This window comes from Microbacterium kyungheense (assembly GCF_006783905.1).
GTDB lineage: Bacteria > Actinomycetota > Actinomycetes > Actinomycetales > Microbacteriaceae > Microbacterium > Microbacterium kyungheense.
In genome coordinates, this window is sequence record NZ_VFPE01000002.1 from 818,825 (window position 1) to 843,340 (window position 24,516).

A 24,516-nucleotide genomic window follows, 5' to 3' on the forward strand; every position below is an offset into this window, starting at 1 on the left:
CATGACCGACGCATCCGGCCCGCAGGGCGACGACGACCGCGAGCCGCCTCGGATCCGGCACGACGCCGAGGACCCCCACCGCCTCGCGGACGATGGTCGGCGTGCACCAGAAGCGGGCGATGCGGCCGGCGATGCCGACCCCGGTGCGGTGCTGCAGGCGCACCTGCGGGCGGCGCGCAGCGAGTTCGAGAGCCAGGTGGCCCAGGCGAAGGCCGACTTCGAAGTGGCCAACGAGCGCATCAAGGAGCGGACCGGGCGCGACCTGCTCCTCGCGATCCTGATCGGACTGGCGATCGGCCTGGCGCTGCTGGGGTCGCTGCTGTTCGTGAAGTGGCTGTTCCTGGTGTTCGCGCTGGCCGCGGTGCTGCTGTCGATCTTCGAGTTCTCGAGGGCGCTGGTCGCGTCCGGTCGCCGCGTCGATCTCGTGCCGCAGCTGATCGCGGGTGCGCTGGTGGTCGGCACGGCGTACTTCGTCACGCCGTGGCTGCAATGGGTGATCCTGTTCGTCGCGCTGGCGTTCGTGGTCGTGTGGCGCCTGGTCGCGCAGATGGCCTCGCACGACGGTCGCGCGTACGGCACCGTGCTCGGCGACGTGCTCATCGCGACCTTCCTGCAGCTCTACGTCGCCTTCCTCGGCAGCCTGTGCATCGTGCTGCTCAGCAAGGACGGCGGCGAGTGGTGGGTCCTCGGGTTCATCATCGTCGCGGTCGCGGTCGACACCGGTGCGTACGTCGCGGGCATCTCGTTCGGCAAGCACCCCATGGCGCCGCGCATCAGCCCGAAGAAGACGTGGGAGGGCTTCGCCGGGGCCGCTGCAGCCGCGATCCTCGCGGGCGTGCTCGTCGGCTTGTTCATGCTCGGCATCGACTGGTGGATGGGCGTCGTGTTCGGCATCCTCATCCTCGCGACCGCGACTGCCGGCGACCTCGGCGAGTCGATGATCAAACGCGACCTCGGCATCAAGGACATGAGCTCGTGGCTGCCCGGCCACGGCGGCGTCCTGGACCGCCTGGACTCGATCCTTCCGTCCACGGTCGCCGCACTGACCTTGTACTACCTCTTCACCCCCCTGGTGGCATCATGACGGCATCCGACGCGCCCGCGCGCGCTTCCTTCCCCGAGACTCGCGGACGCGAGAAGGGGTACGAGAAGGAGGCCGTCGACGACTTCCTGGCCGAGGCCCGTGGCGCGTTCGAGAGCGGCGCGACGGGCATGACGTCCGCCGACATCCGCCAGGTCGCCTTCCCGCTGGTGCGTCACGGCTATGTCATCGGATCGGTGGATGCCGCACTCGGCCGCATCGAGGACGCCTTCGCCGCGCGCGAGCGGACCACGGCCGTGGCCGCCTCGGGCGTGAACGCATGGGTGGGTCACACGCGCGAGCTCGCGCAGGAGGTGCTCGACCGGCTGGCGCGGCCGCGCAAGGAGCGCTTCGAACGCGTCTCGGCGCTGCGCTACGGCTACCGCGTCGATGAGGTCGACCTGGTCGCCGACAAGCTGGCGAAGTACCTCGAGACCGGCCAGTCGGTCACCGTCGAACAGGTGCGATCCGTCGCCTTCCGCATGCAGCGGGGCGGCTACCAGGAGGCCCAGGTCGACGCAGTGCTCGACGCGGTCGTCGAGGTCATGCTCGCGGTGAAGTGACGGCCCGCCGCGTCGGATGGAAAGATCCGACGGGCCTGTGCGAGAATCGGGGCACTGTGACTTCCGGAAACGATCTGACCCCGACCAGACGCTCCCGACGTCAGGACGTGTCGACCCGGGCTCGTCGTCGTGCTGTCGCGGCGCCCCGGTCCGCGTCCACCACGTCGCGCTGGTCGCGGCGGCGCGGTGTCGTGGGGGCATTCGCGGCCTTCGCCGCGCTGGGCTTCGTCGCCGCCTACGTGGGACCGATCGGGGTCGCTCTGGCCGACGCCGATACCGGCCCAGAGTCGGTGTCGCTGTACGCGAGTTCGCTGGAGGACGTCCAGTCGATCACCGGCGACTCCTCCGCGGTGCCGGCCCCGGCGGTGGAGCTCGACCGCGGCAGCTACTCCGTGTACGTGAAGCCCAAGCCGACCGTCGCGCCGGTCGCGACAGGGTCCAGCGCCTCCACTGGCTGGCGTCCACCGTTCGTCACCCCCGATCCCGGCTCGGCGCAGGCGATCGCGTACGACATGGTGAAGGCGCGTGGCTGGAGCGACGACGAGTTCGCGTGCCTCGTCGCCCTGTGGAAGAAGGAGTCCGGCTGGCGCGTCAACGCCTACAACGCCGGCAGCGGCGCCTACGGCATTCCGCAGGCCCTGCCCGGCAGCAAGATGGGCAGCGTGGCCGCCGACTGGGAGACCAATCCCGCGACGCAGATCACGTGGGGCCTGGGCTACATCGGCGGCCGGTACGGCACCCCGTGCGGGGCGTGGGGCCACTCGCAGAGCACCGGCTGGTACTGAGCCATGCCGCGGTCCAATCGCCGCCGGAACGATTCGAGCGGGCACGATTCGTTCGAGCGGCTGCTCGCGGGGTGGAAGCGCACCGAGTACCGTCGCGGGGTCGAGTGGACGATCCAGCCGGTGTCGGCCGCGCAGGCTCAGAAGGTCTACCGCTGCCCAGGGTGCGGCGGCCCGATCGATGTCGGGGTCGCGCACCTCGTGGCGTGGCGCGCCGACGGCGTGCTGGGGGATGCCGCCGATCTCGCCGCTCGCCGGCACTGGCATCAGCACTGCTGGAAGGTGGCCTGACATGGAGATCCGCGGTCCGATAGAGCTTCCGGCGCGACGCGAAGAGGTCGAGCTCGAGACGCTCGACGGGCTCACCCTGGTCGGAGAGCTGGCGCTGCCGCCGGACCGTGACCCGGTCGCGACCCTGGTGACGCTGCATCCGCTGCCCACCGCGGGCGGGTTCATGGATTCGCACATCCTGCGCAAGGCTGCCGGGCGCCTGCCCGCGCTGGCCGATCTCGCGGTCCTCCGGTTCAACACGCGCGGGACGTCGTCACCGCGGGGGACGAGCGACGGCGCCTTCGACGGCGGCCGGGCCGAGGCATTCGACGTCGCGGCGGCGATGGACTTCGTCCACGCGCGCGCCCTGCCGCGGCCCTGGTTCATCGGCTGGTCGTTCGGCACCGAGCTGGCGCTCAAGTACGGACGAGACCACGACGTCGAGGGCGCGGTGCTGCTGTCGCCGCCCCTGCATCGTGCGACGGACGACGAGGTGGCCGCATGGGCGGGCGATTCGCGCCGGCTGATCGTGCTCATCCCGGAGTTCGACGACTATCTGCGTCCCGACGCCGCCGCTGAGCGCTTCGCGAGCGTGCCCGAGGCCGTGCTCATCCCCGTCGAGGGCGGCAAGCACCTGTGGGTGGGTGAGAACCAGACCCGGCGCGTCCTGACCGAGATCGTCGCGGCGGTGAACCCGGACGCCCTTCCGCTGCCGACCGAGTGGCACGGCCCCGCCGAAGCCGGCTGAGCGCGGCTATCGCTCGTTCTGCCGCGGGATCACGACCTGCCGGTAGATGATCAGGATGCTGGCCGCCACCGGGATCGCGACCAGTGCTCCCAGCAGTCCGAGCAGCGAGCCGCCGGCCAGGGCGGCGATGACGACGACCGCGCCCGGCACCGAGACGGCGCGGCCCATGATGCGCGGTGAGATCACGTACGCCTCGATCTGCATGTAGATGAGGTAGTAGATGGCGGCGATCAGCGCTGTCGTGGGGGAGCCCAGCCCGGGGATCAGACACGTCAGGACGATGATGATCGAGCCGGTGAGGGTGCCCACGAGCGGGATGAGCGAGAAGAAGAACGCGATCACCGCGAGCACCGCCGGGAACGGGGCTCCGATGATGGACAGGAAGATCGCGCTCAGCACACCGTTGATCAGACCCAGTGCGACCTGGCCGATGACGTAGTAGCCGACGGAGTCGGTGATCTGCTCGCCGAGATCGATGAAGCGGGCGCGCTTGGATGCCGGGACCAGCTGGTAGACGGCGCGCTTCAGGTTGGGCGTCGAGGCGGTGAAGTAGATCGTGAGGATCAGCACGATGAACGCCCCGGCGAAGCCCGCGATGATGGCGCCGATGATGGCGATGAGGCTGCCGCCGACCTCGGAGCCGATCGCGCCGACGTCGAGCGATGCGTACCAGTCCTCGATGTACCCCCACACCTCGTCGACGTTGAGTGCGGGGAACACGGCGTGCAGCCAGTCCTGGATGGCCCCGACCGGATCGTCGAACGTCCCCTTGTCGGCGAGGTCCTGGATCGTCGTGACCAGCTGTCCGATCTGCTGCACGATGATCGGAACGATCATCGTGATGATCCCCGCGAACACGGCGAGCACGGCGACGATCGTGATCAGCACCGCGGCCCAGCGGGGAAGCTTCTGGCGCTCGAGCCACCCGACGATCGGGTCGAGCCCGAGCGAGAGGAACAGGGCCGTCCCGACGTAGAGCAGGATCGTCTGCAGGTTCTGGATGCTGCCGATGAGCAGAAGACCCAGGCCCACCCCGAGAGTCGCCAGCAGCGCCGTGCGGAACGGGTTGTGGATCTTCATCGAGGTCCCCTCTCATCTGCGGCGCCGAACCTGTTCGCCCAGGATACGCATCAGGAGCGTTCGGGCCGGGAACGGCACCCTCCCACGCGCCTCCCAGGTCATCTTCGCTAGTCTGAACTGTCGAATCGAAGGGCGGCAGTCTGTCTGTGCGCCCGGGAAAGGGTTTCTTCGTGCGTTTCGTGTGGGCTGTGGCGGCTTTCGTGCTCGCCACCGTGATGATCGGGGCGGGCATCGCCCAGCGGACGATCTTCGAGGGACCCAAGACCGAGACGGCGGCGATCTCGGTCAAGGATGAGGCTCCCTACATCCTGATCGACGGGGCTGTGCTCAATCAGATGCCCGGCACCCAGACGCTCCGTGCGCAGGCCGAGGGCGACCTCTTCGCGTCCTACGGCCGCACCGCCGACATGGAGGACTGGCTGGCCGACGCCGCCTACAACCACGTGTCGCTCGGCAAGGACGGCAAGATCGAGACGACGCTGGTGGAGGCCGAGACCACGGCCGCACCGGCGGAGGGCGACGCCGCGTCAGACGACGCCGCGACGGATCCCGGGGCAGGGGATGCCGCGGGCGATGTCGCCGGCGGCGATGCCGCGCCCGCCGAAGGCGCCGATGCCGCGACCGCGACCGGCCGCAACCCCGCCGGATCCGACCTGTGGCTCGACGAGTACGCGCAGAAGGACCTGCTCATCGCGCCCCTGCAGCTGCCCGCCGGCATGAGCGTGCTCGTGGCGGCGGACGGCACCGCGCCGGCGCCGAGCAAGGTGACGGTGACGTGGCCCCTCCAGACTTCGACCCCGTGGGCCGGTCCGCTCATCGTGGGCGGCGCGATCCTGATGGCCGTCGGCGTGTTCCTCTACATCCTCGGCATCCGTCACGTCCGTCGTCGCCGCGGCCCGCGTCGCAAGGGCCTGCCGCTCCCGGTGACCGAGCCCATCGACATCTCGAAGCTCGACGACGACGACAAGGGCGTGATCAGCAACCAGGCGTCGTCGCGCCGGGCCGTGGCCGGCAGCCGCCGCGCGTTCGCGGCTCTGCCGATCGTGGCCGTGTCGGCCCTTCTGTTCACCGGCTGCTCCGCTGACGCGTGGCCGCAGTTCGGCACCACTCCGACGCCGAGTCCGTCGGCGTCGGTGATCGCGCCCGAGGGCCAGCAGGCTCCCGCAGTGACCAAGGCGCAGGCCGAGCGGATCATGACGCGGATCGCGGCGACCGTCGCCGACGCCGATGCCGCACTCGACGGCGACCTCGCCGAGACCCGACTCTCGGGTGCGGCGCTGGCGGCCCGCGACACGAACTACAAGCTGCGCTCGGCGATCGCCGACTACAAGGCGCCGGACCCGATCCTCGCCAAGCCGCTGAGCGTCATCCTGCCGCAGGCCTATGACGACTGGCCCCGCTCGGTCATCGTCGTCGGCGCCGATGAGGAGTCGAAGACGTCGAGCATCATGGTGATGTCGCAGCAGGACCCCTGGTCGGACTATCGCGTGTCGTACATCGCGAACCTCGAGGCCTCCACGACACTGCCGAACCTCGCGCCCACCTACATCGGCGCCGCGCAGGTCGAGCCCGACTCGCCCTTCCTCAGCCTGGCCCCTCAGGACGTCGCGGCCGCCTATGCCGACATCATCGACAAGGGCGAGCAGAGCGAGTACTACGGCCTGTTCGAGGCCGACGGCGACCAGCTGCGCACCAGCATCGCCGCCGACCGCGACCGACGGCTCGCCGACTTCAACCAGACGGCCAACAACACGACGGCCTCGCTGACGTTCGCCGCGTCCGCCGGAACGCAGCCTCCGTTCGCGCTGCAGACGGTCGAGAGCGGCGCCATCGTGGCCGTCAACATCGACGAGACCGACACGGCCACGCCGACCAACCCCGACGCCGTCATCAAGCTCGACAACAGCCCGACGGTCAAGGCGCTGGCCGCTGCCGACCAGTCGGCCACCGGCTTCCTGACGACGTTCAGCGACCAGGTGTTCTTCTACGTCCCCGGCCCGGGGTCGAACGAGAAGATCCGGCTGCTGGGCTACTCTTCCGCCATCCTCGAAGCGAAGGTCATCTCGTGAGCGATCCCTCCCTCGGCGCCGCGGTCCGCGGCGCGGTCGATCTCTCGTCGCTGCGCAACCGCCCGGTCGCGCCCGAGCCGGGGGAGTCGCAGGCCGCAGGCGCGGCGGTGACCGTGCCCGCGCTCGTGCTGGACGTCACGGACGACACCTTCGCGCAGGTGCTCGAGCTCTCGCGCACGGTTCCCGTGGTCGTCGACCTCTGGGCCGAGTGGTGCGGGCCGTGCAAGCAGCTGAGCCCCATCCTGGAACGCGTCGTGGAGGAGCTCGCGGGTCGGCTGGTGCTCGCGAAGGTGGACGTCGACGCGAATCCGCAGCTGTCGCAGGCGTTCCGTGCGCAGTCCATCCCGATGGTCGTCGCCCTCGTGTCCGGCCAGCCCGTGCCGCTGTTCACGGGCGCGGTGCCCGAGCAGCAGGTGCGCGAGGTGTTCGCGCAGCTGCTGCAGGTTGCGGCGCAGAACGGCGTGACCGGCAGGGCGGCCGTGGACGGCGAGGCGGATGCCGCACCGGAGGCAACCGCAGAGCCGCCGCTGCCCCCGCTGCACGCCGAGGCGTTCGAGGCGATCGAGGCCGGCGACTACGCGCGCGCCATCACCGCCTACGAGAAGGCACTGGCCGAGAACCCGCGCGACGAGGACGCTCGCGCCGGACTGGGGCAGGTCCGCCTGCTCGACCGCGTCCAGGGTCTGGATCTGCAGGACTCCCGCGCGGCCGCCGCCGCAGCGCCGACCGACGTCGCGGCGCAGCTGGCCGTGTCGGATCTCGACATCGCCGGCGGTCACGTCGACGACGCCTTCGGCCGCCTGCTCGACCTGTTCGCCCAGCTGCCGACCGATGAGCGCGCCCCCGTGCGCGAGCGCCTGCTGGAGCTGTTCGCCCTCGTCGGAGACGCGGATCCTCGCGTGATCTCGGCTCGGGGCCGCCTGGCGTCGCTGCTGTTCTGATCGGCGACCCGGCGCGACGCCGAGCCGCCGAGGCGTCAGCCCCTCGTCGGTGACGGAACGTGCGCGGGCGTCTCGTGACGCAGCCACAGCACGCCCAGGGGCGGCAGCACGAGCGTCGCGCGTCCGCCTTCGGCCGCGTGCACCACGCCGAGGTTGCCGACGCCGGAGCCGCCGTAGGCCTGCGAGTCGGTGTTGAGGATCTCGTGCCACACGCCGCTCTCGGGAAGGTCGAGCTCGTAGCCGCTGAGCGGCGTGCCCGAGAAGTTCGCCGCGACGACTACCGTGTTGCCGTGCCAGTCCCGCCGCGCGAAGACGACGACGTTCGGGTTCCAGGTCGGCGCGCCGAGGCGTGAGAACGCGGCGCCGTCGCCGTCGCGCGCCCAGAGCGCGGAGTTCGCGCGGTACACGCCGTTGAGTGCTCCGACGAATCCCAGCAGCTCCGCGTGGCTCGGCTGGTCGAGCAGCCACCAGTCCAGCGATCGGGCCTCGGACCACTCCGAGAGCTGCCCGAACTCCTGACCCATGAACAGCAGCTGCTTGCCCGGGTGCCCCCACATGTACGCGAGGAACGCGCGCATGTTGGCGAGCTTCTGCCAGTGATCGCCGGGCATCCGGCCGAAGAGGCTGCCCTTGCCGTGGACGACCTCGTCGTGACTGATCGGCAGGACGTAGTTCTCGCTGAACGCGTACACGAACGAGAACGACAGCTCGCCCTCGTGATGCGACCGATGGACGGGGTCCCGCTTGATGTACTCGAGCGAGTCGTTCATCCAGCCCATGTTCCATTTGAAGCCGAAGCCCAGTCCCGCCTGGCTCGTGGGCGCGGTCACGCCGGGGAAGCTCGTCGACTCCTCGGCGATCATGGCGATCCCGGGGTAGCGCTTGTAGGCGGTCGCGTTCACCTCCTGCAGGAAGCGGATCGCCTCGAGGTTCTCGCGGCCGCCGTGGATGTTGGGCTCCCATTCGCCGTCGCTGCGCGAGTAGTCCAGGTAGAGCATCGAGGCGACGGCATCCACCCGCAGCCCGTCCACGTGGAATTCCTCGAACCAGTACAGGGCATTGGCCACGAGGAAGTTGCGCACCTCGTTTCGGCCGTAGTCGAAGATGTAGGTGCCCCAGTCCTTGTGCTCGCCACGGCGGGGGTCCGGGTGCTCGTACAGCGGCTCGCCGTCGAAGCGGGCCAGCGCGAAGTCGTCCTTCGGGAAGTGCCCGGGGACCCAGTCCATGATCACGCCGATGCCCGCCCGGTGCAGGCGGTCGATCAGGTAGCGCAGGTCGTCGGGATGCCCGTACCGGCTCGTCGGCGCGTAGTACCCGGTCACCTGATAGCCCCACGAGCCGCCGAACGGATGCTCGGCCAGCGGCAGGAACTCCACGTGCGTGAACCCCTGGGCGGTGACGTAGTCGATGAGCTCGTCGGCGGCATCCCGGTACGACAGCCCCTGCCGCCACGAGCCCAGGTGCAGCTCGTAGATCGACATCGGACGCGACACGGGTGTGGTGCGCGAGCGCTCGGCGAGCCAGGCGCCGTCGCCCCACGAGTACGAGGCGTGGACGACGACGGATGCGGTCGCCGGGGGCACCTCGGCGAAACGCGCCATCGGGTCGGCCTTGAGCACCCACTCGCCGCTGCGGCCGCGGAGCTCGTACTTGTACGCTGTGCCGGGTCCGATGCCCGGCACGAACAGCTCCCACACGCCGCTCGCGCCCATCGAGCGCATGGCGTGTCCCTGGCCGTCCCACCCGTTGAAGTCGCCCACGACGCGCACCGCACGCGCGTTGGGCGCCCACACCGCGAACGAGACCCCCGGCGTGCCGTCGTCCTCGCGCACGTGCGAGCCGAGCACGCGCCAGAGCTCCTCGTGGCGGCCCTCGCCGATGAGGTGCAGGTCCAGCTCGCCGATCGTCGGCGTGTGCCGGTACGGGTCGTCGGCCACGTAGTCCGGGCCCTGCGGGTACGTCGTCGCGAGCTCGTACCGGCCGCGCGCGCCCGCGCGCGTGCCCTCCCAGATCCCCGCGCGCACGTGCTCCAGCGGAACGCGGGTGCCGTCCTCGAAGACCGCCGTGACGCTGCGGGCGAGGGGGCGCCGCGCGCGGATCGTCCACGTGCGCGTGCCTTCGGAATCGGTGTCGGGGTGGATGCCGAGCACGGCGTGGGGATCGTGGTGCGAGCCCGCCGCGACGGCCTCGAGGAGCTGGTCGGAGGGCGTCGTCATCGTGACTCCTTCACGTGCAGGATGTGGACGGGCTCGGTGAACGCGTCGAGCATCACGTAGTTGTGATCAGACCACGTCCAGTGCGCGCCGGTGACGAGGTCCTCGACCTCGTACGGCGCACCGGGCTCGACGCCCCACACGCGGGTGTCGAGGTGCACCATCGTCTGGCGCACCGAGTGCGGATCGGTGTTGACGACGACGATGACGGTGTCGCTGCGGCCGTCTGGCGAGAGCGCGGCGTCGAGGTGCTTGACGTAGACGAGGATCGCGTCGTCGTCGCTCCAGTGGATGCCCAGGTTGCGGAGCTGCCGCAGCGCGGGGTGCGCACGGCGGATGCCGTTGAGCTTCTGCAGGAACGGCGCGAGCGAGTCGCCCCGCTCGGCCGCGCCCGCCCAGTCGCGCAGCTTGTACTCGTACTTCTCGTTGTCGATGTTCTCTTCGGAGCCCGGGCGGGCGACGTTCTCGTACAGTTCGTAGCCCGCGTACACGCCGTACGTCGGCGCCGCCGTGGCGGCGATCGCGGCGCGGATGCGGTACGCGGGACGCCCGCCGAACTGCAGGTACTCGGTGAGGATGTCGGGCGTGTTGACGAACAGGTTCGGCCGGAGGAAGGCGTCGGTGGTGTGCGCGAGCCCGCTGAGGAACTCCTCCAGCTCGGGCTTCGTGTTGCGCCACGTGAAGTACGTGTAGCTCTGCTGGAAGCCGGCCGCGGCGAGGCTCTGCATCGGCGCGGGCCGCGTGAACGCCTCCGCGAGGAAGACCACGTCCGGCTCCTCGGCGTTCACCGTCGCGATCAGCCACTCCCAGAACTGGAGGGGTTTGGTGTGCGGGTTGTCGACGCGGAAGATACGCACGCCCTGGGCGATCCAGTGCCGCACCACCCGCAGCACCTCGGCGCGGATCCCCGCGGGATCGTTGTCGAAGTTGACGGGATAGATGTCCTGGTACTTCTTCGGCGGATTCTCGGCGTACGCGATCGTGCCGTCGGGGAGCGTGGTGAACCACTCCGGATGCTCCGCGACCCACGGGTGGTCCGGAGCGGCCTGGAGCGCGAGGTCGAGCGCGACCTCCAGCCCCTCTGCCTGCGCGGCGCGGACGAAGGCGCGGAAGTCGGCCAGCGTGCCGAGGTCGGGGTGGACGGCGTCGTGCCCGCCCGCCGCCGAGCCGATGGCCCACGGCGAGCCCGGGTCGCCCGGTCCCGCGTCGAGGGTGTTGTTGGGACCCTTGCGGTTGAGGGTGCCGATGGGGTGGATCGGCGGCAGGTAGACGACGTCGAACCCCATCTGCGCGACGGCAGGCAGGCGCTTGGCCGCGGTGCGGAACGTGCCGCTCTTGACGGTGCCGTCCTTGAGGCGCTTGGCGCCCTCGGACCGGGGGAAGAACTCGTACCAGGCGCCGACTCCGGCCCGCTCGCGCTCGACGAGCACCTCCAGGTCGTCGCCCAGCGTCACCAGCGACATGGCCGGTCGCTGGGCGAAGTACGCCGCGATGCGGGCATCGTCGACGATTGCGAGCGCCCCGGCATCATCGACCGTTCCGTCGCGGAGGGATGCCGCAGCGGCGGTGAGCGCCTTCTTCTCGGCCGCCGGACGGCCCTTCTCGGCAGCGGCGCGCGCGAACAGCAGCGCTCCCGCTTCGCGCATGACGGCGGCATCCACTCCCGCGGCGATCTTGACGGATGCCGCGTGCTGCCACGTCGCGAAGTCGTCGCCGAACGACTCGAAGCGGAACCGCCACACACCCCGCGCGAGCAGCGCGACCTCGGTCTGCCACCGGTCGAACCCGTCATCGAGCGGGGCCAGGCGATGGAGCGACTCGTCGCCCGTGGGCGAGAACAGGCGCACCTGCACGCCGATCCGGTCGTGACCCTCGCGGAACGATGTCACCCGGAACGGCACCACCTCGCCGTCGTACGCCGTCGGGCGGTAGTCGCCCCACGGCACGGAGGGGAAGGGCTGCGCCAGCGGTATCCGCCGCGACACCGTGTCGGGGTCGGGCTGCCAGGCACGGGCATCGCGGACAGGGAGAGCCGAGGCGCTCCGCCACGGGCGGGAGCGCGCGGAGCGCGTCGTCGTGACCACGTCTCGAACCTACCGTCCCCTCAGGCCGGACGACAGCGACGTGACCGCGGCGCGGCAGCCCGCGCGTGTCGTCACTCGGCGCGGAACAGGTGCATCGAGGTGCCGGGCAGCGTCACCACATCGCCCGGCGCGAGCACCGCGCCCTCATCGGACGGCGTCTCGTCGGCGCTCGACCACAGCGAGACGTACCGGGCCACGCCCTCGGCGTCGGGGAGCGTGACGTCGATGGGGCGCTCGGTGCCGTGGATCATGAGCAGGATGCGGTTCACGTCCTCGAACTCGGGTGTCGAGGTCGCGACGTACTGCAGCGTGCGGTGCGACGGGTCGGTCCAGCGCTCGATCGACATCGTCTCGCCGTGCTCGTCGTACCACTCCATGAGCGAGGCGGACGGTGTGTGCTCTCCGAGGCGGGCGAAGCGGCTCGGACGCAGCGCGGGATTCTCCCGCCGCACCCGCAGCAGGTGCCGCACGTGCGCGTAGAGGTCCTGCTGCCACGGCGTATGCTCCCAGCGCAGCCAGGTGAGGTCCGAGTCGTGGCAGTACGCGTTGTTGTTGCCGTTCTGCGTGCGGGCGTGCTCGTCGCCCGCGGTGATCATCGGCACCCCCGCCGACAGCAGCAGCGTGCCCATCAGGTTGCGCATCGCCTTCCGGCGCGTCGCCAGGATCGCCGGGTCGCCGGTGCGTCCCTCGGCGCCGTGGTTGAACGAGCGGTTCGTGTCCGCTCCGTCGCGGCCGTGCTCGCCGTTGGCGTGGTTGTGCTTGACGTCGTACGAGACGAGGTCGCGCAGCGTGAACCCGTCGTGGGCGGTCACGAAGTTGATGCCCGCGAGCGGTCCGCGCGCTTCGTCGAACGTGTTGGCGGAGCCCGCCAGGCGATGGGCGAGCCCGCCGATGCCCACCGGGGAGACGTTCGCACGGCGCGCGTAGTCGACGTCGCTGAGCCAGAAGTTGCGGACGCGGTCGCGGTAGCGGTCGTTCCATTCGCTCCAGCCGTCGCCGAAGCCGCCGGTGTGCCAGCCGCCCATGCCCACGTCCCACGGTTCGGCGATCTTCTTGACGCCGGCGAGCGCCGGGTCGTCGACGATCGCACGCAGGAGAGGATGCTGCGCCGTGAACTCGTGCGTCGCGTCGCGGCCGAGCGTCACGGCGAGATCGAACCGGAAGCCGTCGATCTGCACCTCGTTCGCCCAGTAGCGCAGCGAGTCCAGGACCAGCCGGGCCGCGGCATCCGTCGAGGTTTTCACCGAGTTGCCGCAGCCGGTGACGTCGATGTACGCCCCGTCGTCCTGCTGGCGGTAGTACGCACGGTTGTCGATGCCTCGCAGGCTCGATCGAGGCCCGCCGAGCCCCTCTTCCGCCGTGTGGTTGTAGACGACGTCGAGGATGACCTCCAGGCCCGCCTCGTGGAGCAGCTTGACCATGCCCTTGAACTCTCGCAGCACCGCTTCCGGCCCCTGCCGCCGGGCCTCCTCGGTGGCGTACGCCGCGTGCGGCGTGAAGAAGTTCAGGGTGTTGTAGCCCCAGTAGTTCGCCAAGCCGTGCTGCAGCAGCCGGGGCTCGGTCGTGAACGCATGGATCGGCAGCAGCTCGATGCTGGTGATGCCCAGCTCGAGGAAGTGCTCCACCATCGCGGGATGCGCGAGCCCCGCATAGGTGCCGCGCAGCGCGCCGGGCAGGGCGGGATGCCGCTTGGACAGCCCCTTGAGGTGGCCCTCGTACAGCACGGTGCGGTCCATCGGCACGGCGGGCTTGCGCGCGTCGCCCCAGTCGAACGACCCCTCGACGACCACCGAGCGCCAGCCGTCGTACCCGGTGCGCACGAGTCCCTTCGTGTACGGCTCGAGCAGGAGGGTGCCGCGGTTGAACGTGTTGCCGGGCGCGTGCGGCCCGTCGACGCGGACCGCGTAGCGGGTGCCGGGCCGCAGCAGCGCCGAGGTGACCTCCCACACGCCGCCGCCGACCGGCGCGAGCGGCTCGGTCGCCGTGATCCAGTCGAGGTCGGTGTCGTCGAAGACCACGAGGTCGACGGCATCGGCGGCGCCCGACCAGACGCGCAGTCTCGCCCCTCCGGGCACCAGCTCGACGCCCAGTCCCTCGAGCTCGGGGCTGAGCAGCCCCGAGACGGGGCGCGTGATGACGGACTCCGGGCTGACCATGCGGACTACCATAACCATGGTCCGAGTCGGCGGCGTTACGGGACCGGGTCCCACAGCGCACGACACCCGGGCGCAGCCCACCGCCCTGAGCCGAGAGGATGCCGGGTGCCTGTCTATCTCGATCACGCCGCCACCGCGCCGCTCCGGCCCGAGGCGCGCGACGCGTGGCTGACGGCGGCCTCCGCCGTCGGCAACGCGTCGTCCATCCACGGCGCCGGGCAGGACGCCCGCCGCACGCTCGAAGAGGCGCGCGAGCGACTGGCCGCCGTGCTGGACGCGGATCCGATCGAGGTCGTGTTCACCTCGGGCGGCACCGAGGCGGTGAACCTCGCGGTCAAGGGGCTGTGGTGGGCGCGTGACGAGACGACGGATGCCGTCGTGCTGCCTGACGGTGAGCATCACGCCACGCTGGACGCCGTCGAGTGGCTGGAGGCGCAGGGTGCCGAGGTGAGGCACGTCCGGCTCGACGCCGTCGGCCGCATCCCCGTCGGCGCGTTCGGCGGCGCCCTTGCGGGCGCGGCGCTGGCCACGGCGCTCGTGGCGAACAACGAGGTCGGGACGGTCAACGACGCGGCGGCCCTCGCGGATGCCGCGGCCGCAGCCGGCGTGCCGCTCCACCTCGACGCGGTCGCCGCCTTCGGGCACCTGCCCGTCTCGTTCCGCGGCTGGCGCGGCTCCGCGCACGGGGGTGCCGGACTGGTGGCGATGAGCGTCTCGGCGCACAAGATCGGCGGCCCCGCCGGCGTCGGCGCGCTCGTCGTGTCGCGCGCCGCCGAAATGACCGCCCTCGTCCACGGCGGAGCGCAGCAGCGGCGCCTGCGCGCGGGCACGCAGGACGTGGCCGGCGCGGCCGCGTTCGCGGTCGCCGCGGAGCTGGCAGCGGCCGAACGCGAGGCGGAGGCCGCGCGGCTCAGCGCGCTGCGGACCCGGCTGGTGGGCGGCATCCGGTCGTCCATCCCCGGGGCGGAGCTGCTCGGCGACCCGGTCGACCGCGTGCCGGGCAACGCACATGTGCTGTTCCCGGGAGCATCCGGCGAGACGCTGCTGTTCCTGCTCGATCGGGCCGGCATCTCGGTCTCGACGGGATCGGCATGCCAGGCGGGAGTCCCCGAGCCGTCGCACGTCGTGCTGGCGCTCGGACGCAGCGACGCCGAGGCCCGGCAGGTGCTGCGCTTCACCCTGGGCCGCACCACGACCGCGGAGGACGTGGAGGCTGCGCTGGCGGCGCTTCCCGAGGCCGTGGAGCGCGCGCGTGCGGCATCCGGCCCGCGCACAGGCCGCGCTTCGTAGACTGGGACCATGCGGATCCTGGCGGCCATGAGCGGTGGAGTGGATTCCGCCGTGGCGGCCGCACGGGCCGTCGAGGCGGGGCACGACGTCGTCGGCGTGCATCTCGCGCTCTCGCGCGCGGGCGGGACGCTGCGCACGGGCAGCCGCGGCTGCTGCACGATCGAGGACGCCATGGACGCGCGCCGGGCGGCCGATCGCCTCGGCATCCCGTTCTACGTCTGGGACTTCTCGGAGCGGTTCCGCGACGACGTCATCGAGGACTTCGTGTCGGAGTACCGCGCCGGCCGCACCCCGAACCCGTGCATGCGCTGCAACGAGAAGATCAAGTTCGCCGCGCTCCTCGAGCGCGCGATCGAGCTCGGCTTCGACGCCGTGTGCACGGGTCATTACGCGACGCTGGTCGACGGTCCCCAAGGCCTCGAGCTGCACCGGGCCTCAGATGCCGCGAAGGACCAGTCCTACGTGCTCGGCGTGCTCGACGCCGACCAGCTTGCGCACACTTATTTCCCGCTCGGATCGACGCCGTCGAAGGCGCTCGTGCGGGCCGAGGCCGAGGAGCGCGGCCTCACGGTCGCGCACAAGCCCGACAGCCATGACATCTGCTTCATCCCCGACGGCGACACGCGCGGCTGGCTCGCCGAGCGGGTCGGCGCCGAGCAGGGCGACATCGTCGACCGTTCGGGCGAGGTCATCGGCACGCACGAGGGCGCGCACGCGTTCACCGTCGGTCAGCGACGTGGGCTGCAGCTCGGCGTGCCCGCCCCGGACGGCAAGCCCCGCTTCGTGCTCGAGGTGCGGCCGGTGTCGAACACCGTCGTGGTCGGCCCCAAAGAGGCGCTCGCGACGGCCGAGATCGCGGGGGAGCGATACTCGTGGGCCGGGCGTCCGCAGGCCGAGGGGTCGTTCGTGTGCGACGTGCAGATCCGCGCACACGCCGATCCCGTGCCGGCCACCGCGACGCTCGCGGACGGACGGCTCACCGTCGTGCCCGAGACGCCCTTCGACGGCGTCGCGCCCGGGCAGACCGCCGTGCTCTACGACGGCACGCGCGTCATCGGCCAGTTCACCATCGCGACCACCGTCTCGGCGGTTCCCGTCTCGGTGTGATCCGTGGCGGGCGAGGCCGCCACGGCGGTGTCGGCACCCCCTCCTAGACTGGCGTGGTGACGGATGCCGCACTCCCCGCCGACGCCGGACTCGAAGCCGCGCGGGCGGAAGCCCAGGACCTGACCGACCGCATCATCGGCGCGCGCGACGCGTACTACGGCCGCAACGCCGAGATCGTCGACGACGCGACGTACGACGGCTGGATGCACCGCCTCGAAGAGCTGGAGCGCCTGCACCCCGAGCTGCAGGGGCAGGACTCGCCGACGCAGACCGTCGGTGCCGCCGAGAGCTCGATGTTCGCCCCCGTCGAGCACGCCGAGCGGATGCTGAGCCTCGACAACGTCTTCAGCCCGGATGAGCTGCGCGACTGGTGCGTCAAGGCTCAGAACGCGGCCGGACGCCGCGTGCGGTGGCTGACCGAGCTCAAGATCGACGGTCTGGCGATCAGCCTGCGGTACGAGAAGGGTGTGCTGACGTCGGCGGCCACGCGCGGCGACGGCCGTGTCGGCGAGGACGTGACCGTGAACGCCGTCCGGGTGGCCGGCATCCCGCAGCGACTGGCGGGCAGCGGGCACCCCGACCTCGTGGAGGTCCGCGGCGAGGTGTTCATCCCGGTCGCCGCGTTCGAGCGGCTCAACGCCCTGCAGGCCGACATGCGGGACCGCGCCGTCGAAGAGACGCGGGCGCGCAGCCGCGCGTTCGACGAAGAGAAGGCGAGGCTGAGCGCGGAGCGTCGGTTCCCGTCCTTCGCCAACCCCCGCAACGCCGCGTCGGGCGGCCTGCGCCAGCAGCTCGACAAGAAGGACGGTCTGGAGCTCGAAGCCGGTCAGGCGCGGCTCGACTCGCTCCGGCTCTTCGTCCACGGCATCGGCGCCTGGAACCGGCCGCCCGTCGACTCCCAGAGCGAGACCTACGCGCTGCTGGCCGAGTGGGGCCTTCCGACGAGTCCGTACTTCCGCACCACCGACGACATCGACGGGGTGCTCGAGTTCGTCGCGTACTACGGCGAGCACCGTCATGATGTCGAGCACGAGATCGACGGCATCGTCGTGAAGGTGGACGAGCTGGCGCTGCACGACGAGCTGGGTGCCACCAGCCGCGCGCCGCGCTGGGCCATCGCGTACAAGTACCCGCCCGAGCAGGTCAACACGAAGCTGCTCGACATCGTCGTGTCGGTGGGACGCACCGGGCGGGCGACCCCGTACGCCGTGATGGCGCCGGCGCGCGTGGCCGGCTCCGTGGTGCGCCAGGCGACGCTCCACAATCAGGATGTCGTGCGCGCCAAGGGCGTGCTGATCGGCGACACCGTCGTGCTGCGCAAGGCCGGCGACGTCATCCCCGAAGTGCTCGGACCGGTCGTCGAGCTGCGCGACGGCACCGAACGCGAGTTCGTCATGCCGGCGAACTGCCCTGAGTGTGGCTTCCCGCTGCGCCCCGCCAAAGAGGGCGACATCGATCTGCGCTGCCCGAACGCCCGCTCGTGCCCGGCACAGGTGCGCGGGCGCGTCGAGCACATCGGGTCGCGCGGCGCACTCGACATCGAGGTGCTCGGCGAGGTCACCGCGGCCGCGCTGACGCAGGCCGAGGCTCCGGCGACCGCGCCGCTGAAGACCGAGGCGCGGCTGTTCGCGCTCTCGCTCGACGACCTCGTGCCGATCTCGGTCATCGTCCGCGATGCCGAGACGGGCGAGCTGAAGGTCGATGACGAGACCGGCGAGCCGGTGCGCCGTGCGCCGTTCCGGCGCAACCCCACGGCCGCCGAGAAGAAGCAGGGGCTTGAGGGCCCCCAGCCGTCCGCCGCTGCCGTGAAGCTGCTGGCGGAGCTCGAGAAGGCGAAGACGAAGGACCTCTGGCGCCTGCTCGTGGCACTCAACATCCGGCACGTCGGCCCGGTGGCCGCTCGGGCACTGGCGCAGTGGTTCGGGTCGCTGGATGCGATCCGCGCGGCCGACCGCGAGCAGCTCGCGCAGGTCGAGGGGGTCGGCGGCATCATCGCGGACTCGCTGCTCGAGTGGTTCGAGGTGGACTGGCATCGCGACATCGTCGACGAGTGGACGCGCGCGGGCGTGCAGTGGGCCACGCCGGGGCACCCGGGTCCGGGGGCGGCCGTCGTGGTCGGGGGAGTGCTCGAGGGCCTCACCGTGGTCGCGACGGGCTCGCTCGAGGGCTACACGCGTGAAGGCGCGCAGGAGGCGATCCTGAGCGCGGGCGGCAAGGCCGCCTCGAGCGTCTCCAAGAAGACCGACTTCGTCGCGGCGGGACCGGGCGCAGGCTCCAAGCTCGCCAAGGCGGAAGAGCTCGGCATCCGCATCCTGGACGCCGACCAGTTCCGCATCCTCGTCACCGAGGGCCCCGCTGCGCTTGATGCCCTCGACGCGGACGCCGGGTGAGTGCGGGAGGGCGGGCGACCACGTCAGTGTCGTAGGTATGTTCTAACGTCGAGGCATCGACGAAAGGACCCCCATGATCACCGCTCTCACGCCGTCGTCGCTCGCCTGGATGGACGACGAGGACCGGCGCACGGCGCAGACGATCCGCGCGCATGGCACCCGCAACGAGTACGTCTTCGGCGACATGTCGAAGCGCGAGGCGCCGTTCGCCTACACGATCGGGCTCTTCGGTCTGGGTCACCCCGAGCTCCTGGTGTTCGGGCTCGACCCGCGGACGTCCGCGCTGCTGCTGGACGACGTCGCCGGGCGGGTCCGCGCCGGCGAAGATCTGCGAACCGGCCAGGTTGTGACCTTCGCGGGGTGGCGGCACCGCGTCACCGTCGAGACGCTGACCAACCCGGGTGACATCGTGTTCGCCGCGAACCGCTACTACGCTCGCGCCGACGAGCACTCGGTCCCCGTCTTCCAGCTGACCTACGACGACCGCGACGGTCGCTTCCCGTGGGAGGACGGCTACGACACCGCCGCCTGGCTCCAGCCGCGGCCCGGCACGTTCCGCGCGTGAGGGAAGGTGCGCGACCGTGCTCAGGCGCCGGTGGTGAGGGCGAGCAGGCGGTCGCGCACCTGCCGGCGCAGGACTTTGCCGATGAGCGAGGTCGGCAGCTCGTCCACGACGAAGATGCGACGCGGCACCTTGTACGGAGTGAGGATGCCTCGCGCGAAGTCCCGGATCGCCTCGACGTCGATCTCCTGACCGGGTGCCACCACGATCGCCGCGACGACCTCCTCGCCGGAGTGCTCGCTCGGCAGTCCGACGACGGCGGCGTCCTCGACCTCGGGGTGCTGCCGCAGTGCGTTCTCGACCTCGGTCGGTGCGACGTTGAAGCCGCCCGTGATGATGAGCTCCTTGATGCGGTCGACGATGCGCACGAAGCCGGCGTCGTCGATCGTGACGATGTCGCCGGTGCGGAACCAGCCGTCGACGAAGACGGCCTCGGTCTCTTCGGGCTTGCCGTAGTACCCGCTGAACACCTGCGGGCCGCGCACGAGCAGTTCGCCGCGCTCCCCGCGCGGCACATCGCGCGTGGGCTCGTCCGGGTCGACCACGCGGCACTCGGTGCCGGGCAGCGGCAGCCCGACCGTTCCGGGCACGCGGTTGTCGGCGACGGGGTTCGCCATCAGCACGGGGGAGCACTCGCTGAGGCCGTAGCCCTCGACGAGGAATCCGCCCGTGGCGGCCTCGAAGGGCACCACGAGTTCGTGGGGGAGCGCCATCGCGCCCGAGATGGCCACCTCGGTGCCGGCGAGCGACACGCCCTCCTCGCGGGCGGCCTTCAGCAGGCGCTCCGCGATCGGCGGGACGAGGGGGAGGAAGGTGGCCGGGTGCTTCTTGGTCACCTCGAGCACCATGTCGGGATCGAATTTCGGGAACAGCACGAGCCGCGCGCCCATCGACATCGCGAAGGTCAGGCACAGCGTCAGCCCGTAGGCGTGGAACATCGGCAGCACCGCGTACACGACGCAGCCGTCGCCGCGCACGATCGACGGCACCCAGGCGCGTGCCTGTGCCGCGTTCGACAGCAGGTTGCGGTGGGTCAGCGCCGCGCCCTTCGGGGTCCCGGTCGTCCCGCTCGTGTACTGGATGAGCGCGAGGTCATCGGTCGCCGGGCGCGGATGGGATGCCGGCAGCGCGGTGGTGCCGACCACCTGCTCCCACGGCACCGTGCCCGACACGCGCTCGGTGAGCGCGGCACGCGCCTCGCGGGCCTTCGCGATCGGAAGGCCGAGCGCCAGCCGCGTGCCGAACGGCATGGCCTTGGTCACGTCGACCGAGACGAGGCTCGTGAGCGCGAGGTCTGCGGGGAAGTCCTGGACCGTCCGCACGACTTTCGTCCACACGATCGCGTGCTTCGCGCCGTGGTCCTCGAACTGCTTGCGCAGCTCGCGCGGCGTGTACAGCGGATTGTGCTCGATGACGACCGCGCCCAGCCGCAGGATCGCGTAGAACGCCACGATGTGCTGCGGGCAGTTGGGCAGGACGATCGCGACCGGGTCGCCGGCCTTGACGCCCAGATCGCGCAGGCCCGCCGCGGCACGCTCGATCTGCTCGTGGAGCGAGCGGTACGACGTCTCGCGACCGAAGAACTGCAGAGCCGCGGCGTCCGGGTAGTCCCTGGCCGACGCGTCGACGATGTCGACGAGCGAGCCGGTCACCGGGGTGAGGTCTTCGGGGACGCCTGCCGCGTAGCTGGCGGTCCACGGGCGCGGCGGATCGTATGTCGTCACGGCGATCAGCCTACGCCGCGGCCGGGCGCGGGACAGTCTGTCCACCGGGGCCCCGGTAGTCTTGACGGGTGTCTGAAATCACCCCCGATCTCGTGCGCCATCTCGGTGTGCTCGCCCGGATCCAGCTGAGCGACGAGGAGGTCGACCGCCTCACCGGCCAGCTCGACGTCATCGTCGACAACATCGCCAAGGTGTCCGAGGTGGCCACGCCCGACGTTCCCGCGACGAGCCACCCGATCGCCCTCCAGAACGTGTTCCGCCCGGATGTCGCGGGTGGTCAGCTGAGCCCGGCGCAGGTGCTGCAGAACGCACCGGACGCGGCAGACGGCCGCTTCCGCGTGACCGCGATCCTCGGCGAAGAGCAGTAAGGGGCTGTCGTGACCGATCTCACCACGCTGAGCGCCGCCGCGCTCGCAGACAAACTCGCCGCCGGTGACGTGTCGAGCGTCGAGGCGACGCAGGCCCACCTGGACCGCATCGCCGCAGTGGATGCCGACATCCACGCCTTCCTCCACGTCAGCGACCACGCTCTCGACGTCGCGGCCGACATCGACCGCCGCCGCGCCGCCGGCGAGCAGCTGAGCCCCGTCGCGGGCGTGCCGCTCGCGATCAAGGACGTGCTGGTCACTACCGACATGCCGTCGACGAGCGGTTCGAGGATCCTCGAGGGCTACCTGTCGCCGTACGACGCGACCGTCGTCGCGCGGGCGCGTGCCGCCGGACTCGTGCCGCTGGGCAAGACCAACATGGACGAGTTCGCCATGGGCTCGTCCACCGAGCACTCCGCGTACGGCCCGACCCGCAACCCGTGGGACCACGACCGCATCCCGGGTGGCTCGGGCGGTGGCTCGGCGGCCGCCGTCGCCGCGTTCGAGGCGCCGCTCGCGCTCGGCTCCGACACCGGCGGCTCGATCCGTCAGCCCGCGCACGTGACCGGCACGGTCGGCCTCAAGCCGACCTACGGCGCGGTCAGTCGCTACGGTGCCATCGCACTCGCGTCGAGCCTGGACCAGGTGGGCCCTGTCACCCGCACCGTGCTGGACTCGGGTCTCCTGCACGACGTCATCGGCGGGCACGACCCGCACGACTCGACGTCGCTGAAGCACGCCTGGCCCTCGTTCGCCGCCGCAGCCCGCGAAGGCGCGACCGGCGAGGTGCTCAAGGGACTCAAGGTCGGCGTCATCCGCGAGCTGCCCGACAGCGGGTTCCAGCAGGGCGTATCGGAGTCGTTCCGCGCCGCGCTGGCCGCCATGGAGGCGCAGGGCGCCGAGATCGTCGAGATCAGCGCACCGCACTTCGAGTACGGCGTCGCCGCGTACTACCTGATCCTCCCGGCCGAGGCATCCAGCAACCTCGCCAAGTTCGACTCGGTGCGCTTCGGCATGCGCGTCGACGTGCCCGGCGGCACCGTCGAGGACGTCATGGCGCGCACGCGCGATGCAGGATTCGGCGAAGAGGTCAAGCGCCGCATCATCCTCGGCACCTACGCGCTGTCGGCGGGGTACTACGACGCGTACTACGGGTCGGCTCAGAAGGTGCGCACGCTCATCCAGCGCGACTTCGCCGACGCCTTCGCACAGGTGGACGTCATCGCGACCCCCTCGGCACCCACGACCGCGTTCAAGCTCGGCGAGAAGATCGACGATCCGCTGCAGATGTACCTGAACGACGTCACGACGATCCCCGCGAACCTCGCGGGCGTTCCGGGCATCTCGATCCCCTCGGGCCTGGCAGCCGAGGACGGCCTGCCCGTCGGCATCCAATTCCTCGCCCCGGCGTACGAGGATGCGCGACTGTACCGGGTCGGCGCCGCCCTGGAGGCGCTGCTGGTGGACTCGTGGGGAGGACCGCTCCTCGACCGGGCGCCGCGGTTGCTGAGCGAGCGAAGCGAGACGAAGTACGGCGCGAACGGAGGTGCCCGCTGATGGCGAAGGACAAGCTGATGGACTTCGACAAGGCGCTCGAACTGTACGAGCCGGTGCTCGGGTTCGAGGTGCACGTCGAGCTGAACACCGAGACCAAGATGTTCTCGTCGGCGCCGAACCCGGCTCATCCGTCGCAGCACGACGCCGAGCCGAACACGCTCGTCGCTCCCGTCGACATGGGGCTTCCGGGTGCGCTGCCGGTCGTGAACGAGCAGGCGGTGCGCTACTCGATCAGCCTGGGTCTCGCCCTCGGCTGCTCGATCGCGCCGTCGAGCCGCTTCGCGCGCAAGAACTACTTCTACCCCGACCTCGGCAAGAACTACCAGATCTCGCAGTACGACGAGCCGATCGCGTTCGAGGGCGAGGTCGAGATCGAGCTCGAGGACGGCACGCTCGTGCAGATCCCGATCGAGCGCGCCCACATGGAAGAGGATGCCGGCAAGCTGACGCACGTCGGCGGCGCGACCGGCCGCATCCAGGGCGCCGAGTACTCGCTCGTCGACTACAACCGCGCCGGTGTGCCGCTCGTCGAGATCGTCACCAAGCCGATCTTCGGCGCGGAGGCGAATGCGCCCAAGCTCGCGGCGGCCTACGTCCGCGCGATCCGTGACATCGTGATCGGCCTAGGCATCTCCGAGGCGCGGATGGAACGCGGCAACCTGCGCTGCGACGCCAACGTCTCGCTGCGCCCGCGCGGCCAGGAGAAGCTCGGCACCCGCACCGAGACGAAGAACGTCAACTCGATGCGCTCCGTCGAGCGCGCCGTGCGCTACGAGATCCAGCGTCAGGCGGCCATCCTGGCGGACGGCGGCACCATCACGCAGGAGACGCGGCACTGGCACGAGGACACCGGCACGACCTCGCCGGGTCGCCCGAAGTCCGACGCCGACGACTACCGGTACTTCCCCGAGCCCGACCTGCTTCCGGTGGCCCCGGCGCCGGAGCTGATCGAAGAGCTCCGTGCCGCGCTGCCCGAGCAGCCGGCGGTGCGCCGTCGCCGGCTGAAGGCCGAGTGGGGCTTCTCCGACATCGACTTCCAGGGTGTCGTCAACGGCGGGGTGCTGAACGAGGTCGAGGCCACGATCGCTGCCGGCGCGTCGCCGGCCGCGTCGCGCAAGTGGTGGACGGGCGAGATCGCACGCATCGCGAACGCCGAAGGGCGCGAGCCGGCCGATCTGGTGACTCCGGCCGACGTCGCCGCACTCCAGGCACTGGTCGATGCGGGGACCCTGACCGACAAGCTGGCCCGCCAGGTGCTCGAAGGCGTCATCGCAGGAGAGGGTGCGCCGCAGGAGGTCGTCGACGCCCGCGGTCTGGCCGTCGTCTCTGACGACGGTGCGCTGATCGCCGCGATCGACGAGGCCCTGGCCGCCCAGCCCGACGTGCTCGAGAAGATCCGCGACGGCAAGGTGCAGGCCGCCGGCGCCGTCATCGGTGCTGTGATGAAGGCGATGAAGGGCCAGGCCGACGCGGCGCGTGTGCGCGAGCTCGTCCTGGAGCGCGCCGGCACCGCCTGATCGGCGAGTCCCGC

General features: G+C 71.0%; 19 protein-coding genes. 14 read left to right on the plus strand and 5 right to left on the minus strand.

The genetic code is table 11. The features are described from left to right. Position 1 precedes the first annotated feature (1 nt). The 5 genes from FB391_RS10585 (at position 2) to FB391_RS10605 (ending at position 3,444) form a co-directional block, all read left to right on the plus strand. Positions 2-1,084, plus strand: coding sequence for a phosphatidate cytidylyltransferase (locus FB391_RS10585; RefSeq protein ID WP_141894341.1), 1,083 nt, complete (start codon positions 2-4; stop codon positions 1,082-1,084). Continuing rightward, positions 1,081-1,644 (plus strand): DivIVA domain-containing protein, encoded by a 564-nt coding sequence (locus FB391_RS10590; RefSeq protein ID WP_141894342.1) that lies wholly within the window; start codon positions 1,081-1,083, stop codon positions 1,642-1,644. Before FB391_RS10585 ends, FB391_RS10590 begins: the two co-directional genes overlap by 4 nt. A gap of 191 nt (positions 1,645-1,835) precedes the next feature. Further along, positions 1,836-2,429, plus strand: a complete 594-nt coding sequence (locus FB391_RS10595) for an aggregation-promoting factor C-terminal-like domain-containing protein (RefSeq protein ID WP_141894343.1) — start codon at positions 1,836-1,838, stop codon at positions 2,427-2,429. Between the two features lie 3 nt (positions 2,430-2,432). Further along, on the plus strand, positions 2,433-2,717 hold the full coding sequence (locus FB391_RS10600; RefSeq protein ID WP_141894344.1) for a hypothetical protein: 285 nt from the start codon (positions 2,433-2,435) through the stop codon (positions 2,715-2,717). A 1-nt stretch (position 2,718) separates the two neighbouring features. Then, positions 2,719-3,444 carry an alpha/beta hydrolase gene (locus tag FB391_RS10605; protein WP_141894345.1) on the plus strand — a complete coding sequence of 242 codons (726 nt, stop codon included), beginning with the start codon at positions 2,719-2,721 and terminating at the stop codon, positions 3,442-3,444. 6 nt (positions 3,445-3,450) lie between these two features. On the opposite strand, the gene FB391_RS10610 is transcribed toward FB391_RS10605, so the two are convergent. After that, complete coding sequence (locus FB391_RS10610) at positions 3,451-4,524, minus strand: AI-2E family transporter (RefSeq protein ID WP_141894346.1); 1,074 nt, start codon at positions 4,522-4,524, stop codon at positions 3,451-3,453. A gap of 170 nt (positions 4,525-4,694) precedes the next feature. Between FB391_RS10610 and FB391_RS10615 the strand changes: the two genes are divergently transcribed. Together FB391_RS10615 and FB391_RS10620 are read left to right on the plus strand one after the other, a co-directional pair. After that, the gene (locus FB391_RS10615; RefSeq protein ID WP_141894347.1) at positions 4,695-6,593 is read left to right on the plus strand and encodes a DUF8094 domain-containing protein; all 1,899 of its coding nucleotides are present in this window, start codon (positions 4,695-4,697) and stop codon (positions 6,591-6,593) included. Further along, complete coding sequence (locus tag FB391_RS10620; RefSeq protein ID WP_141894348.1) at positions 6,590-7,534, plus strand: tetratricopeptide repeat protein; 945 nt, start codon at positions 6,590-6,592, stop codon at positions 7,532-7,534. The genes FB391_RS10615 and FB391_RS10620 overlap by 4 nt, the downstream gene beginning before the upstream one ends. A gap of 35 nt (positions 7,535-7,569) precedes the next feature. Here the strand turns inward: FB391_RS10620 and glgB are convergent, their stop codons facing one another. The 3 genes from glgB to glgX all read right to left on the minus strand — a co-directional run bounded on the left by glgB (position 7,570) and on the right by glgX (position 13,987). Beyond that, the gene (gene glgB, locus FB391_RS10625; RefSeq protein WP_141894349.1) at positions 7,570-9,750 is read right to left on the minus strand and encodes a 1,4-alpha-glucan branching protein GlgB; all 2,181 of its coding nucleotides are present in this window, start codon (positions 9,748-9,750) and stop codon (positions 7,570-7,572) included. Continuing rightward, positions 9,747-11,714: a maltotransferase domain-containing protein gene (locus tag FB391_RS10630; RefSeq protein WP_141894728.1), complete on the minus strand. Its 1,968-nt coding sequence runs from the start codon at positions 11,712-11,714 to the stop codon at positions 9,747-9,749. Before FB391_RS10630 ends, glgB begins: the two co-directional genes overlap by 4 nt. Before the next feature lie 188 nt (positions 11,715-11,902). Then, complete coding sequence (gene glgX, locus FB391_RS10635; RefSeq protein ID WP_141894350.1) at positions 11,903-13,987, minus strand: glycogen debranching protein GlgX; 2,085 nt, start codon at positions 13,985-13,987, stop codon at positions 11,903-11,905. Positions 13,988-14,092: 105 nt separating this feature from the next. On the opposite strand from glgX, the gene FB391_RS10640 reads away from it, so the two are divergent. The 4 genes from FB391_RS10640 to FB391_RS10655 all read left to right on the plus strand — a co-directional run bounded on the left by FB391_RS10640 (position 14,093) and on the right by FB391_RS10655 (position 19,339). After that, entirely contained in the window at positions 14,093-15,277 is a 1,185-nt protein-coding gene (locus FB391_RS10640; protein ID WP_141894351.1) for a cysteine desulfurase family protein, read from the plus strand. A gap of 9 nt (positions 15,278-15,286) precedes the next feature. Further along, the gene (mnmA, locus tag FB391_RS10645; protein WP_141894352.1) at positions 15,287-16,384 is read left to right on the plus strand and encodes a tRNA 2-thiouridine(34) synthase MnmA; all 1,098 of its coding nucleotides are present in this window, start codon (positions 15,287-15,289) and stop codon (positions 16,382-16,384) included. A gap of 56 nt (positions 16,385-16,440) precedes the next feature. Next, positions 16,441-18,774 carry an NAD-dependent DNA ligase LigA gene (ligA, locus tag FB391_RS10650; protein ID WP_141894353.1) on the plus strand — a complete coding sequence of 778 codons (2,334 nt, stop codon included), beginning with the start codon at positions 16,441-16,443 and terminating at the stop codon, positions 18,772-18,774. Between the two features lie 73 nt (positions 18,775-18,847). Continuing rightward, positions 18,848-19,339 (plus strand): DUF4262 domain-containing protein, encoded by a 492-nt coding sequence (locus FB391_RS10655; RefSeq protein ID WP_141894354.1) that lies wholly within the window; start codon positions 18,848-18,850, stop codon positions 19,337-19,339. Positions 19,340-19,359: 20 nt separating this feature from the next. Here the strand turns inward: FB391_RS10655 and FB391_RS10660 are convergent, their stop codons facing one another. Beyond that, positions 19,360-21,060 (minus strand): long-chain-fatty-acid--CoA ligase, encoded by a 1,701-nt coding sequence (locus FB391_RS10660; RefSeq protein WP_141894355.1) that lies wholly within the window; start codon positions 21,058-21,060, stop codon positions 19,360-19,362. 68 nt (positions 21,061-21,128) lie between these two features. On the opposite strand from FB391_RS10660, the gene gatC reads away from it, so the two are divergent. The 3 genes from gatC to gatB are packed head-to-tail and all read left to right on the plus strand — an operon-like array spanning position 21,129 to position 24,502. Beyond that, positions 21,129-21,428, plus strand: a complete 300-nt coding sequence (gene gatC, locus FB391_RS10665; RefSeq protein WP_141894356.1) for an Asp-tRNA(Asn)/Glu-tRNA(Gln) amidotransferase subunit GatC — start codon at positions 21,129-21,131, stop codon at positions 21,426-21,428. Between the two features lie 9 nt (positions 21,429-21,437). After that, positions 21,438-22,985, plus strand: coding sequence for an Asp-tRNA(Asn)/Glu-tRNA(Gln) amidotransferase subunit GatA (gene gatA, locus FB391_RS10670; RefSeq protein ID WP_141894357.1), 1,548 nt, complete (start codon positions 21,438-21,440; stop codon positions 22,983-22,985). Beyond that, positions 22,985-24,502: an Asp-tRNA(Asn)/Glu-tRNA(Gln) amidotransferase subunit GatB gene (gene gatB / locus FB391_RS10675; RefSeq protein WP_141894358.1), complete on the plus strand. Its 1,518-nt coding sequence runs from the start codon at positions 22,985-22,987 to the stop codon at positions 24,500-24,502. The genes gatA and gatB overlap by 1 nt, the downstream gene beginning before the upstream one ends. Positions 24,503-24,516 lie beyond the last annotated feature (14 nt).

Coding starts and splice junctions, on each gene's coding strand:
- FB391_RS10605 (WP_141894345.1), top strand. CDS start 2,719: ATGGAGATCCGCGGTCCGATAGAGCTTCCGGCGCGACGCGAAGAGGTC.
- FB391_RS10655 (WP_141894354.1), top strand. CDS start 18,848: ATGATCACCGCTCTCACGCCGTCGTCGCTCGCCTGGATGGACGACGAG.
- FB391_RS10610 (WP_141894346.1), bottom strand. CDS start 4,524: ATGAAGATCCACAACCCGTTCCGCACGGCGCTGCTGGCGACTCTCGGG.
- glgX (WP_141894350.1), bottom strand. CDS start 13,987: ATGGTCAGCCCGGAGTCCGTCATCACGCGCCCCGTCTCGGGGCTGCTC.
- glgB (WP_141894349.1), bottom strand. CDS start 9,750: ATGACGACGCCCTCCGACCAGCTCCTCGAGGCCGTCGCGGCGGGCTCG.
- gatB (WP_141894358.1), top strand. CDS start 22,985: ATGGCGAAGGACAAGCTGATGGACTTCGACAAGGCGCTCGAACTGTAC.
- FB391_RS10600 (WP_141894344.1), top strand. CDS start 2,433: ATGCCGCGGTCCAATCGCCGCCGGAACGATTCGAGCGGGCACGATTCG.
- mnmA (WP_141894352.1), top strand. CDS start 15,287: ATGCGGATCCTGGCGGCCATGAGCGGTGGAGTGGATTCCGCCGTGGCG.
- FB391_RS10590 (WP_141894342.1), top strand. CDS start 1,081: ATGACGGCATCCGACGCGCCCGCGCGCGCTTCCTTCCCCGAGACTCGC.
- FB391_RS10585 (WP_141894341.1), top strand. CDS start 2: ATGACCGACGCATCCGGCCCGCAGGGCGACGACGACCGCGAGCCGCCT.